Genomic DNA, 13,524 nt, shown 5'->3' on the forward strand with positions numbered 1-13,524 from the left:
TGCATGTCCATGCATTCTGATCAAGTCAATCCAGATTCAAATGAAAATCCTGAAATTCGTGACAATGAAAATCAGGCTAATCAACTGATTGATCAATTCTTTAGTGACGAAGGTGTCACCATTCCTGCTGACTTTAGAAGCGGTTTTGTTGCGATTGTTGGGCGACCAAATGTAGGTAAATCTACATTGATGAACCATTTATTGGGTCAAAAGCTATCGATTACTTCACGTAAACCACAAACCACACGTCATAAAATTGTGGGAATTGATTCACGTGAAAAGTCACAGGCGGTCTTTGTCGATACGCCGGGTATGCATAAAAAAGAAGTCCGTGCGATTAATAAAATGATGAATCGTGCAGCGCATTCAGCATTACGTGATGTCAATCTGGTTTTATTTGTAGTCGATGCGCAAAAGTGGACTCAAAACGATGAACTGGTTTTGGAAAAGCTGAAAAATGCAGAAATGCCTGTGATCTTGGTCATCAATAAATTAGATACCTTTGAAAATAAGAATGAAGCTTTACCATTGATTCGTGAACGTGCAAAACTCATGAACTTTGCTGAAATTGTACCTGTTTCTGCATTACGTGGTGCAAATTTGGATCATTTACGTGACACGATTGAAAAATATTTGCCATTTCAACCGCCGTTATATTCGATGGATCAAATTACCGATCGTTCTGAGCGTTTTCTGGCCAGTGAGATTATCCGTGAAAAAATCATGCGTCAGTTGGGTGAAGAATTGCCTTATGATTTAACGGTACAAATTGAATCCTTTAAAACTGAAGAAGAAACGATCAGTGAAAAAACAGGTCGATTAAAACCTGCTTGTACCTATATTGATGCCACGATTTTTGTGGAACGCGCGGGACAAAAAGCCATTGTGATTGGTGACAAAGGCGCTAAACTCAAACGCATTGGTATGGAAGCGCGTACAGACATGGAAAAAATGTTTGAACAGAAAATCATGCTGACACTATGGGTGAAAGTCAAAGGTGGCTGGTCTGATGATGAACGTGCGCTCAAAAGTTTAGGCTATAGCGATATTTAAAAAAAGAGAATAAGCAATGACAGTCATGATACGTTGTTTGGGTGCTTTAGCTTGTGTACTGATGCTACAAGGGTGTATTACTAAAGTCGTGACTGTTCCAGTCAAAGTTGCTTATGGCACCACTAAAGCTGTTGTAAAAGGGACAGCAGCTGTTGTGGGTGCTGCCATTCCAGATGGCGACGATGAAAAAGATGAGAAAAAAAAGGATGATTAACTTCGTTTATGCGTAATGAAGTCATTCATGGCTATTTAGTTCATCATCGTAAATATCGTGAAAAAAGCCATATCGTGCATTTGTTTACTGAAGAATATGGTCGTATGGACGGTATTCTCAGACAAACGCCACCTCCACAATATCAACCCATTACCTTACAAGCGACAGGTAAAGGCGATTTAAAAAATTTCACTAAACTTGAAATTTTAAATCATCCTGTTTTCTTTCATGGTGATGCTTTTTTTGCAGGGTTTTATTTGAATGAAATCCTGTTGCGTTTGTGTCCTTTAGAAGAGGCCATGCCGCAAACTTTTCTTCAATATCAAAAAACGCTGGCGCAATTACAGCTTTTATCGACACATCCTCAACCTGCTTTATTTTTAAGACAAATTTTACGTCAGTTTGAACATGCGTTATTGCAAGAATTAGGCTATGCAGTCGATTTTTATGTAGATTGTAATCAGCAAGCAATTAGTAAGGTGATGTCTTATCAATTTCAGGCAACTGAGGGTTTTTTGCCTGTTGCGAGTCGCAGTGCTGCAAATCTTTCGGGTGAGTTGGTTTGCTGTATGCAGAATTATGTAGAAGGTGCAGAATTTTCTGCCGAACAGTTACAATTATTGGGTAAACTATACCGTCAAATGATTAGTTCTTTGTTAGGTGATCGACCTTTAAAAAGTCGTCAGCTTTGGATACAAAGTACACAATCACATTCTTAAATTTTCTTTCAGGACTTATCTATGGCTGCTTTGCTTGGTGTGAATATTGATCATGTTGCGACCTTAAGACAGGCACGAGGCACGACTTATCCAGATCCAGTTCAGGCAGCGTTGGTCTGTGAACAGGCGGGTGCAGAGGGCATTACCTTGCATTTACGTGAAGATCGACGTCATATCCAAGATGATGATGTGCGTCGTATGCGCCCATTATTAAAAACGCATATGAATTTAGAAATGGCTGTGACCGATGAAATGGTGGAGTTTGCCAAAGAAATTCAACCTCATCATGTGTGTTTTGTGCCTGAACGTCGACAGGAAGTCACAACAGAAGGCGGACTGGATGTCGTGGGGCAATTTGAAAAAGTCAAAGCTGCGACTCAAGCCTTAGCTGAAATTGGCTGTGAAGTTTCTTTATTTATCGATGCTGATTTGGCGCAAATTGATGCTGCGATTGCCTGTGGCGCGCCGACCATCGAACTACATACGGGAGCTTATGCTGATGCTGCCAATGATGATGAGCAACAAGCTGAACTTGCCCGAATTATTCAGGGCGCAGAGTATGCTGCAAATAAGGGTTTAATTGTTAATGCTGGACATGGCTTGAATCTTGAAAATGTTGCGCCGATTGCAGCGATTCCACAGATTCATGAGTTAAATATTGGTCATTCCATTATCGCAGAGAGTATTTTTGTTGGTTTGACGCAAGCGGTACAGCAAATGAAAGCCGCAATACAGTCTGCACGCTAAGAGTTTTGAACATGTCAAATCCCAACTATGATGAACTCATGCAGCCAGTCATTGCATTTTTAGGCTGCAAAACACCTCAAGCATGGTTAGATGAAGCCATCAATCATCTTGATTTGTTGATGCAAGATCATGCCAATTGTGAAAAAAAAGCCGCAGGCACGGCCATGAATCTGATGTTCCGGTACAGTTTTTTTACCGATTTACAAGTCAAATTGGCACAACTGGTTCGCGAGGAAATGCTGCACTATGAGCAAGTGCTTGAGTTTATGAAAAAACGTGGGCAGGAATGGAAAGCCGTGAGTGCAGGTCGTTATGCGGGTGGTTTACGTAAAGAAATCCGAACTTATGAGCCTGAAGCATTGATTGACGTCATGATCGTCGGGGCATTTGTAGAAGCGCGCTCTTGTGAGCGTTTCCATGCACTGGCACCTTTGGTGGATGATGAGCTTGGGCGCTACTATCGTTATTTGTTGAAATCTGAATCTCGTCACTTTGAAGATTATTTGGCCTTGGCAATGGAAGTCGCGACCACGGCTAAAATGAAAAATCCCGAAGAAGATATTCAGCAGCGTATTCAACATATTCGTGAAGTGGAGAAAAATCTAATCTTGACGCCTGATGATGTCTTTAGGTTTCATAGTGGAGTGCCCGCTAAAGTGGCTACACCAGCCTCCTAATCTTTAAAATGTTAAAAACACAAAAGCCAGTTTGAAAACTGGCTTTTACACTTTCTTTAACAATCATTAACTCACTATTTTCTTTTGAATATCATGATGAACTAAACTTCCCCATACCAGACCTGCAATAAAGCAAATACTAAAATAAACCGCAAAGGCAGTAATCGGTAAGTTTGGTTGATTCAAAAAGAAATAGCGATAAAGCAACATTAAAATAGTAAAACCACAGCCCCAGAATATTCCACCGTAGAGCAAAATAAATCTGAATTTGTCATTCATCATAATGGTCTTAAGCTATGCCTGTGATAAATGCCCTATATGATATATTAAAATATTCTCAAATAGTGAAATTTATTACAATTTTGTGAATAAAAGAATGTTGCTTAAAAACACAGCATTTTTGAAACAAAAATTCGGTTACACTAGGTTTTCTGATCGAAGTGAGCCTGTTATGCCGAACATACCATCTAAACTTAAGCAGGAAAAAATATTAACTCCTGAATTAAAAAAATGGTTGTATGCATCAGGCTCTTTGACCCAACAATTAACAGATTTAGCGTCTGGTCAGTTTCGGGTTGACCCCACCAAAGAACATTTTCAGCGTTTAAGTTTTATTGATAGTCAATGGATGAACATGCCACATGCACATACTGCATGGGTACGTGAAAGTTTACTTTATGGTTGTGAAGCAGAGCCATGGGTGAAAGCGAAAAGTATTTTCCCAATTTTAAGCTTACAAAAAAAAGCCAGAATTTTTCAGCATATCGGTACAAAGCCGATAGGAAAGTTTTTATTCCAGCGTACAAATCCAGCTTGTGAACGCCGAGTGATATATTTAGAAGATGGCTGGACTCGACAAAGTTGTTATGTCTGGCATGGCTGTAAATTTATTGTCCAAGAAACATTTCTCACCACATTTGAAAATTTTATAAAGAAACAAAACGAGCAGGGGTAAGTCATGGCAGCAGTACAATCCATCACTTGGCGACAACGGTTAGAAGCCTATTATTATTTATGTCGTTTTGATAAGCCGATTGGAACTGAATTGGTTTTCTGGCCAATGATGTGGGCACTTTGGATTGCTGCTGAAGGAATTCCACCATTACATATTTTATTACCATTTATGTTCGGCACCATTTTTATGCGTGCTGCTGGATGTGCCATTAATGACTTCGCAGACCGTGAAGTGGATGGTCATGTAGAACGAACCAAGACCAGACCACTTGCGACAGGAATTATCCAACCTAAAGAAGCCATTGCTGTGTTTTTAGTTTTAGTCGCAGCCAGTGCTTGTATGTTGTTTTTCTTACCTATTGAGACATTTTACTGCGCTTTCGGGGCATTAGGACTCGCTTTTATTTATCCATTTATGAAGCGTTATACCCATTTACCGCAAGTGGTTTTAGGTATGGCATTTTCATGGGGTATCCCGATGGCATTTACTGCGATGGGTAAGCCGCTAGATTGGACATGCTGGTTACTATATTTTGGCAATTTATGTTGGACAGTGGCTTTTGATACTCAATATGCCATTACCGATCGTGAATATGATTTAAAAATCGGCGTAAAGTCCACAGCAATTTTGTTTGGTCGCTATGATATTGAAATTATTTCCTTATTACAGTTTTTAAGTATTGTATTGATTGGTGCTTCTTTTTACCTTGCAGATATTCTATTTCCGTGGGGACTTGTCGCTTTGTTTTTGGTTGCCGCAGACTATTTCTATCAATGGTCAAAAACCAGAACTCGCGATCCTCAAATGTGTTTTTGGGCGTTTCGGCATAACCGTTGGGTGGGGGTTATCCTATTTTTAGGAATTTTTATGGCTTATTCATTTTAAAAAATTGACCATCTAGTAAAAGAGTGTTCTATGCAGAGCACTTTTTTTGTGCATAAATAAAGATGCATGTAAGACCATGCAGATTAAATACTTAAAAACATAAAAAGGATATTTTATGAAACGGTCAAAAATTGCTTTAGCACTTGCATTTTCAACAACAACTTTATTGCTAAGCGCATGTAATGACAGTAATGATGATTATGTTGGGGTTAATCCTGATCAAAGTTATATTTCAGAATCTACGTATAGTAAAGACCAAGTGACAGGTGCCAAATCGATTAAAGTAATGACCTATAATATGGTCAATGTCCAAGGTAAAACAGTCAAAGCGACTGCAATGGTGATGTTTCCAAAAGTCTCTCAACCCGCAGATGGTTATCGTGTTGTGGTTTGGGAGCACGGAACAGTGGGTGTTGGAGATAGTTGTGCGCCAAGTAATAATAAAATCAATCTACGCTTTAGAATATTGGCTGAAAGCCTATTAGCAGCAGGTTATGTGGTGATTGCTCCAGACTATGAAGGTTTGGGTACATCAGGTATTCATCCGTATCTAAATTTGGGCAGTGAGGCGAAATCGGCACTTGCCGCAGTAAAAGCTGCGAAAGATCACTATGGAGTTCAGCTTAATGGTGCTTGGATGTCAGTGGGGCAATCGCAAGGTGGGCAGGCATCGCTAGGGACTGCTGAATATGCAAATGCTGATGCAACCTATCAAGGTGCTGTTGCGGGTGCACCAGCATCAAGTTTGGGTAAAATTATTTTAGAGGTTGCACCTACGGCATTGGCAGATATTGAGAAAAAAGAAATAACTGCGAACGTGCCATTAGGCAATCGTGTGTCAGTGGATTCTTATGCGACTTTACTGGCTTATGCTGCGCTTACAGGCGTTGGAATCAAAGCATATGAAACACAATTTAATTATCGGGATATCTTTCAGGAAAGAGCGAAACCACTGGCTGAATTTGCAGAAGGCACCACTGGAGAAAATGGACTTTGTTTAGATAGTGATGATTCGAGTTTAAGTCTGATTGATAAATTTAAAACCGACATTATCAAATTTATGACCGATAACCCAGATAAGAAAGTCATGGATTATCCTGGTCTGGATACCAATAACTTTAAAACCAATCAAACGGTTCAAAACTTTTTAGCTGCGAATCAACCAGGGACTAAACGTATAGATAAACCAGTTTATATTGTTCAAGGTACAGCTGATACCAACGTTCCTTACCCTGTGACAGAAGCCTTGGTTGCGAATTTAAAAGGTTTGGGTTCAACGAGTATTCTACTTGATCCAGTCCTGAATGCGTCACATACACAGGCTATCGTTTGTCGAAATCTACAAGTCTATAATTTTATCCAATTGAAAATGCCAGCCAAAACCAATATCACGGTTGATCCGTCCACTATAGATGCCAGCAAAAATCCACAATGTACTGGAATAGGCTTATAAGGACTCATATTTAAGTTTTAAATCAAAATTGCGAAAAAAAGAGTAACTGATGATCTCAGTTACTCTTTTGATTTTTCGGGCTGATAAAGGCTTAGACTTGTTTCAGCGATAACATGTAATTCTCTGCTTTTTCAGCATCATATTGTTTTTGCCATTTACTGATGACCAATGCAGCTAAAGCATTCCCCACAACATTCAGTGCAGTCCGTGCCATATCCAAGATACGATCTACACCTGCAATAAATGCCAGACCTTCAAGTGGAATACCAACCACACCTAAAGTCGCAAGCAATACGACAAACGAAGCACCTGGTACGCCAGCAACACCTTTGGACGTGACCATGAGCGTTAACACCAAAATAAGCTGTTGAGTAATCGTTAAATCGATTCCATAGAGTTGGGCGATAAAGATTGCAGCAATACTTTGATAAAGTGTCGAACCATCCAGATTAAATGAATAACCTGTTGGAATCACAAAACTTGCAATCGCACGAGGAGCGCCGTAGGCTTCGGTTTTTTGAATAATACGAGGTAATACTGTTTCAGAGCTTGCCGTTGAAAATGCCAAGATCAGTTCGTCTTTAAGCAGTTTAATGATATTAAAAATATTTAAACCACAAAATTTTGCAACTGATCCAAGAACAACAAAGGCAAAGAACAAAATAGCGGTATAAACCAGTACCACCAATTTAAACAAAGGCACAAGCGATGAAAAACCGAATGTTGCAACAGTGGCGGCAATCAAGGCAAACACACCAATTGGAGCATATAGCATCACCATATGTGTAACTTTAAACATGGTTTCTGCAATCGCATTAAATACATTGAGCAAAGGTTGTTTGGTTTCGTGGGGCAAACTTGCCAAGCCAACACCAAAAATCACCGAAAAGAAAATAATCGGTAACATCTGGGCTTTAGCCATCGAGTCAATAATATTGGTCGGAATAAGACCTAAAATTGTTTGTAGGAAACCATGCGCATGCGATTGATATTCATGTGTAGTAGCTTCAAACTTGGTGATGTCGACTTTGTGCAGCATAGACATGTCCACACCTGCACCTGGCTGAAAAATATTGGCAGCAAGAAGTCCAACAATAATCGCAACCGTGGTAATGACTTCAAAATAAATAATAGTTTTTAAACCAATACTGCCAAGCTTTTTGGTATCACCAATTCCTGCAATGCCTAAAATTAAAGTTGAAATAACAATAGGCACGACAATCATTTTGATTAGGCTAATAAAAATTTGGCCTGCGGGTTTTAGAATATTCGTAACGATATAGTCTTGATATTCAGGCTGATTGTGCAGAATGCTACCAACAATAATACCTAAAATAAGTGCAATCAGAATTTGCCATGCAATGCTAATTCGTTTTTGTTTCATATCAATCTCAATATTTTACAAAGACTCCGATCGTGATGACATTGAAAACATAAGAAATTGTTAAAGATGGCATAAGTCGTTTTAACTGGTGGTAGGAGGAATCACGCTACAATAAAACGTTCAGTTATCATGCTAACTTTCAATTTCTTTACTTTTCATCTGATCATTTCGATGAATCTAAAATTTGCCCTTAACTCACCAAGGAAAATGATGGATCTCGTCCTTACAGGACTGGAAAGTAAATTCCGATCTCAAAAAATTATCTTTGGATCATTATTAAATGTGACTAAGGAAGATGCAGTATTTAAATACTAAAATCTAAAATTAAGTATCACTAAATAATTTTGTTGCAATGAATATGCCAAATTAATTAAATTGGAACTAAAAAATTAATAAGTCTGAATTATATTTAAATAAGGTTGGTTTTTGAAATAAATAAATTTGTCTGATGAGTTTCTCATAAAATAAATCCTTTTATATGAAAATTGGTCGTCATTTGATGGTGCATTTTAATAAAAATTGCACTAATAAAAAGCATATTACTCAAGAAAACTAAAATATCAATGCTTTTATAATTATAAATTTACTTTTATATCAACTATTTGTTGAAAATTAATCTAAATCTGAAGTTTGATAACGTTGTAAACCGAAATTATTTTATTTTGATATTTAAGTGTTATATTTGGATGTGGTTTTCCTATTATTAATCATAATAATTAAATATATTGAATATGTAAATTCGTATTTTTATAATATTGTGATATTAAAAACGTATGAGTTTTAGATTTTCTTTTATTAATCTTTTCTTACTAATGCTAGGCATGTTTTGCAATTGAAAAAAACATTCACCTTTAGAGCTTGAGCGAAAGAATAAAAAATATTTGGCGGGTGATATTGAATGCATTAGAAATTAAGATAAGCCTAGATCTGGTAAAAATAGGTGATTTTTCTATTAAAAAATGGATTTACTTCACTTAAGTTTTCTAAGCCTGATTTGTTGACAAAAAAAAGCCCACCGAAGTGAGCTAAAGGGCTAAACCTATAGACCTCTTTCATCATTGTTTAAACCCGCTTTATTTGTCTCCCGTAGGAGAAATAAAAGCGACTTAAGAAAGGAGTCTTATATAACGCTGAGAAATATATCATATTTATTATATGTATCTATAATACTTTGGATTAGATCAAATAGGTTTAATCTTTAGTCGTAGGCGTAGCAAAATTATGAACGGCACAGTCATCGTGCATTCAACAGTCGAAGTTTTAGAAAAAACAGTATAGTTTTTAAATTTTTCGATTTATCTGATGCGTTAATCTGTTTATTGCTCAAGCTGAAGATGTTGTAAGGCAAAATTAACTTGTTGTAATTGTTGATTCAATTGCTGAGGAGGAATGCGGGTTTCCTGTAAATGGGTAATCCATTGCATTTGACAAATTTTAAGCTGCTTAACATTGCTTGCATTTTTAATTTGTTCTAAAAGTTGTCTTGCCAGTAAACCACAATAGCGGGATAAGGTTTCTGCCATTAAAGTTTTGATTTCGTCAAAGGCCATTATTGCCATTGGGGTAATTTCAACTTGTTGGTGCTGAATCAAGTCATCCGAAACTCGATATTCTTGACTAGGACGAGTTGGATGATTGATAGCGTCTTGAATATTGGCGACTTCATTCTGGCGAGATACTGTGCTACTGCTGGATGGTGGAATTTCAGTGTCTGGTTTAGGCGTGGTGATAGAGCTCGAAAACGTTTGAGCTTGGATGAGTCCCATTGCTTCAAGTTGCTCTAGCAATTCAGGAGATGCAATTTTTTGCCTGAACTGATCACTTAACTTATTAAAGTCTTCAGTGCCGATTAATAGTAATAAGCGTCGTTGTCTTACATTCAGATTAAATTGACGGTTTTCAAGCGCAGTATGACCTTGCGCAGTTTTATAATAATGAGACATCCCCAATTTATCCCTTGTTATAAATTGGTGATACCATAAAACGAGAAAATTACATTAATATGAAATAACTTATAAATCAAAAAATTAGTTTCAAACGAGAGTGTTCTCTAGCGCTTTTTTGAGATAAGGATCAAGATCATCTTGACGAAGTAACCAATTGATATAGTCATGGGGGAGGTCTTGGATCAAGCTACCTTTATGTTTGCCGAAATTAATTTTAGTGGGAATACGTGCTTGTTCTGATGCCAGATAAAGATCATCAATATTGTGAATATTCAAATGATGCACAATATGCATCAGGATATTCGCAGTTAAAATGATATCCGCGTCGGCACGATGTGCACCTTTTAGTAGTTCTCGTGCTTTATCGCTGCCTTTAGAAATCAGATAAATTAAAGCAGAAATATTATGCGCATCTGCCTGTGGCCAGACTTTTCGTGCCAGTGCTAAGGTACAAATCGCTTTAATATCTTGTGTTTCTACACCGCAGCGCGCGATGGCAGCCATATCATAATCAACATTATGCCCAATAATATAAGTGGTATCAGCAGGCAACTCAAAAGAGCTATATAAAGGTTGATCGACGAGATCGGACTCTAAAATATGATGTACCGCCATAGCCGCATAGGAGATTGGTTGATTGACTTGATATAGCTGATCAAATAGCTGACTTTTATCCAGACTGAGTTTTCCTGCATGAACTTCTACAGGTGCGTAAGCAATTTCAATCGGTAAACCATTGAGGGTATGGGTTTCGGTGTCCAGAATAATGGCAGTCATTAAATGAATAATCTCGATGCGACAGCAAAAGTTAAATGTAGCATCTCTGATAAATCGTGAAAAGATTCAACTGTATTCATGAATGTTATGTTTCACTTTGTATAACTGTCTTGTTTATACGGTTAAACAAGGCATAATTTATAAATTGCATTACTGTGCAAAACAACAAGAATGTTGAATACCTTCAAAAGGATAAGAAAAAATGAAAAAGACGTTGCTCGCAGTCTCTACGCTCAGTTTAACTCTATTTTTATCAGCCTGTAATGATGACAATGACTGGGATGATTTTTTTAAACCACCCTCAGATATTCCTGAAAATAATATTCAAAACCCTGTTGTTCGCACGGATAGCTATGGTCTAACTGATATGAGCGCTATTGCTGGTGAAAGTCTGGTAATGACTTATAAGATGTTGGGGATTAATAATAAAGAAGTGCAGGCGACAGCGCTAGTTTTCACGCCTAAAGGAGCGGCACCCGTTGGAGGTTGGCCAATTGTTGCGTGGGCGCATGGCACAACAGGCGTTGCGGATAAATGCGCACCAAGCCGCACGGCAATGAATGATTATATTAAAGGGATGATTGCTGCACTACTTGCCAAAGGCTATGTGGTGGTAGCACCTGACTATGAAGGTTTGGGAGAGCCAAGCGGACAGGAATTGCATCCATTTTTAAATGTAAAAAGTGAAGCATTTTCTATAACCGATGCGGTCGTTGCTGCACGAAATTATTTGGGCAGTAAAGTAAATCTCTGTACACGACAAATTTCACAGAACCCTTATCCTATCAGGATTCTGCCTTCTTAAAATTGCCAAAATTTCCTTAAACTCTTCTTTTTTCCCAAAACCAATTAAACGCTGAATCGCCATTTGAACATAGTCTAAACCATAGCGAAATAAACTCATTGAGAGTCGTCCATGCTTCTTTATTTTTATCGCTTTTTTTTGATCATGTTGCCATTCACCCGTTAAGTAACACCAACAGAAGCTTATAGCTAACACCGCAATCAATTTTTTCACTCGTCTAGGGTCTGTCAAGCGCGTATTTTCAAGATTAAACCCGCGTCCTTTGAGACAACTGAATAAGGTTTCAATTTCCCAGCGTAATGCATAATCCTGAATAGCATTGGCATTAAACTGAGGAGAAACGACGAGTAAAAGCTCTCCATTTTCTAACTGTAGTGCACTTATATATAGTTTCACCCGACCAACCAAAATCCGTCGTTTACGACATTCAATTTGACCAACTTTAAGATGGCGAAATAAATCACTAATTTTATGATTCTTTCCTAAATGATTGGTGACAATGAAGTTTTTTTAACACGAATGCAGAAGTTGATGTCTTGTTCAATTAACCATGTAAACCACTGCTCACCGATAAACTCTCTGTCTGCGAACACATTCACAATACGGTCTTTACCAAAAATGGCTATAAAGCGTTGAATCAAAGCAATGCGCTCTTTCGTATCTGAATTTCCACGTTTATTAAGCAATGTCCAAAGGATAGGTATCGCTATTCCACGATAAACGATTGCGAGCATCAGGATATTAATATTTCGTTTTCCCCATTTCCAATTGGTTCTATCTAAAGTCAGTTGCACTTGGTCGAATGAAAACATATTGAAAATCAACTGAGAAATTTGACGATAATCAAAATACTGACCTGCAAAGAAGCGCTGCATACGTCGATAAAATGATTGTGGTAAGCACTTGATGGGCAAGGCTTTAGATGCAGAAGAAAGATTACATGTTTGCTTTAAAATAATCACAAGCATGATGAGCGCAAAGCACTTTAAATGTGACTTGTTCCATTTTAGAGATTTGTTTAAGATAAGATATAACTCATTGAGATGTATCATAGTATTCGTCGTTAGAAAACAATTATTGTGACATTATTTCAATGAGTTATCTATTTTTGTCGTGTACAGAGAAAGTAAATAATAAATGGGCGACCGTTGGGCATTCACAAGGTGGACAAGCAGCTTTAGGCGCTGCTCAATATGCATCACGGGCCAAGCTCGATTATAAGGGAACCGTTGCTGTTGCACCTGCATCTAACCTTGATTTGATTTTGACTTTGGGCGAAGCCTCAGTTGCAAATCAACCTGTAACTACACAGATTCCTGTATATGCAAGTTTGGATACCTTTACTGCACTGATTACCGCAGGATTGCGTAATCCAAATCCAGATTTTAAATATACTCAGGTTTTTAAAGATCCAACTGCGCAGATTGCCCAAACCTACGCAGAAACAGAATGTTCAGGTGATATTGGTAATGCCTTTGCTGGCAGTATGGGTTTATATGCTCAATCTACTGGAAGTTTGAATGGTTATGGGCGTACTCAGGATAATTTCCTGAATATTCCAGTGGTGAAAAACTTTACTTCTAAAGATGGTCAGCCTTTAACGGTTAAAGTGACGTCGCCAATTACCATTTATCAGGGCAGTAATGACACTACTGTACCGCGAATTGCGACCAATACACTGGTCGGTTCAGCCCAGCAAAAGGGTACAGCTATTCAATACATTACCGATGATGGTAATGCAGTGAAATGGGATCACGGGACTGCTTATGTGTTAAATATTCCAAATATTGTGCAAGATGTTGGAACGATGCTTTCCAAATAAATCATGATGGTTCTGCCGTATGGCTCATGTATATCACATGAGCCATTTTTATTTAAAACTGAGTAAAGTTCATTCTGCTTAATCCTA

Annotated in this window: 13 protein-coding genes and 2 pseudogenes; 10 read left to right on the top strand and 5 right to left on the bottom strand. The window is 38.0% G+C overall.

What is annotated here, in order from left to right:
• Positions 1-9: 9 nt before the first annotated feature.
• From era to miaE, 5 genes are read left to right on the top strand one after another with little or no spacing between them, the layout of a single operon-like run.
• Complete coding sequence (gene era, locus I6L31_RS00510; RefSeq protein WP_104794619.1) at positions 10-1,053, top strand: GTPase Era; 1,044 nt, start codon at positions 10-12, stop codon at positions 1,051-1,053.
• A gap of 16 nt (positions 1,054-1,069) precedes the next feature.
• Positions 1,070-1,267 (top strand): NF038104 family lipoprotein, encoded by a 198-nt coding sequence (locus tag I6L31_RS00515; RefSeq protein ID WP_004989834.1) that lies wholly within the window; start codon positions 1,070-1,072, stop codon positions 1,265-1,267.
• 8 nt (positions 1,268-1,275) lie between these two features.
• Complete coding sequence (recO, locus tag I6L31_RS00520; RefSeq protein ID WP_004989833.1) at positions 1,276-1,986, top strand: DNA repair protein RecO; 711 nt, start codon at positions 1,276-1,278, stop codon at positions 1,984-1,986.
• Between the two features lie 21 nt (positions 1,987-2,007).
• Complete coding sequence (gene pdxJ, locus I6L31_RS00525) at positions 2,008-2,733, top strand: pyridoxine 5'-phosphate synthase (RefSeq protein WP_005003694.1); 726 nt, start codon at positions 2,008-2,010, stop codon at positions 2,731-2,733.
• Between the two features lie 11 nt (positions 2,734-2,744).
• Positions 2,745-3,410 carry a tRNA-(ms[2]io[6]A)-hydroxylase gene (gene miaE, locus I6L31_RS00530; RefSeq protein ID WP_004989830.1) on the top strand — a complete coding sequence of 222 codons (666 nt, stop codon included), beginning with the start codon at positions 2,745-2,747 and terminating at the stop codon, positions 3,408-3,410.
• A 66-nt stretch (positions 3,411-3,476) separates the two neighbouring features.
• On the opposite strand, the gene I6L31_RS00535 is transcribed toward miaE, so the two are convergent.
• On the bottom strand, positions 3,477-3,692 hold the full coding sequence (locus I6L31_RS00535; RefSeq protein ID WP_004998453.1) for a hypothetical protein: 216 nt from the start codon (positions 3,690-3,692) through the stop codon (positions 3,477-3,479).
• A gap of 169 nt (positions 3,693-3,861) precedes the next feature.
• Here I6L31_RS00535 and I6L31_RS00540 point away from each other — a divergent pair, with 169 nt between their 5' ends.
• The 3 genes from I6L31_RS00540 to I6L31_RS00550 all read left to right on the top strand — a co-directional run bounded on the left by I6L31_RS00540 (position 3,862) and on the right by I6L31_RS00550 (position 6,703).
• Positions 3,862-4,365, top strand: coding sequence for a chorismate--pyruvate lyase family protein (locus tag I6L31_RS00540; RefSeq protein WP_004989826.1), 504 nt, complete (start codon positions 3,862-3,864; stop codon positions 4,363-4,365).
• A 3-nt stretch (positions 4,366-4,368) separates the two neighbouring features.
• Entirely contained in the window at positions 4,369-5,250 is an 882-nt protein-coding gene (ubiA, locus tag I6L31_RS00545; protein WP_004989822.1) for a 4-hydroxybenzoate octaprenyltransferase, read from the top strand.
• A gap of 115 nt (positions 5,251-5,365) precedes the next feature.
• A complete protein-coding gene (locus tag I6L31_RS00550; RefSeq protein WP_005003697.1) occupies positions 5,366-6,703 on the top strand; it encodes an alpha/beta hydrolase in 1,338 nt (445 codons plus the stop codon).
• Between the two features lie 91 nt (positions 6,704-6,794).
• Here I6L31_RS00550 and gltP read toward each other — a convergent pair whose 3' ends face one another.
• From gltP to I6L31_RS00565, 3 genes are all read right to left on the bottom strand, one after another.
• On the bottom strand, positions 6,795-8,087 hold the full coding sequence (gene gltP / locus I6L31_RS00555) for a glutamate/aspartate:proton symporter GltP (protein ID WP_004989816.1): 1,293 nt from the start codon (positions 8,085-8,087) through the stop codon (positions 6,795-6,797).
• A gap of 1,316 nt (positions 8,088-9,403) precedes the next feature.
• On the bottom strand, positions 9,404-10,030 hold the full coding sequence (locus I6L31_RS00560; protein WP_005003699.1) for a hypothetical protein: 627 nt from the start codon (positions 10,028-10,030) through the stop codon (positions 9,404-9,406).
• 90 nt (positions 10,031-10,120) lie between these two features.
• Entirely contained in the window at positions 10,121-10,810 is a 690-nt protein-coding gene (locus I6L31_RS00565) for a putative quorum-sensing-regulated virulence factor (RefSeq protein ID WP_005003702.1), read from the bottom strand.
• A 202-nt stretch (positions 10,811-11,012) separates the two neighbouring features.
• Between I6L31_RS00565 and I6L31_RS00570 the strand changes: the two are divergent.
• A pseudogene (locus tag I6L31_RS00570) lies at positions 11,013-11,558 on the top strand (lipase family protein); the annotation flags it as partial.
• Positions 11,559-11,576: 18 nt separating this feature from the next.
• On the opposite strand, the gene I6L31_RS00575 reads toward I6L31_RS00570, so the two are convergent.
• A protein-coding gene (locus tag I6L31_RS00575; protein ID WP_100607965.1) for an IS4-like element ISAba1 family transposase occupies positions 11,577-12,667 on the bottom strand; the annotation gives its coding sequence in 2 pieces (ribosomal slippage) (positions 11,577-12,127 and positions 12,127-12,667; 1,092 coding nt in all).
• A 74-nt stretch (positions 12,668-12,741) separates the two neighbouring features.
• On the opposite strand from I6L31_RS00575, the pseudogene I6L31_RS00580 reads away from it, so the two are divergent.
• Positions 12,742-13,437, top strand: a pseudogene (locus I6L31_RS00580) (alpha/beta hydrolase); the annotation flags it as partial.
• Positions 13,438-13,524: the final 87 nt, after the last annotated feature.

The organism is Acinetobacter septicus (assembly GCF_019355975.1).
GTDB classification, from domain to species: domain Bacteria; phylum Pseudomonadota; class Gammaproteobacteria; order Pseudomonadales; family Moraxellaceae; genus Acinetobacter; species Acinetobacter ursingii.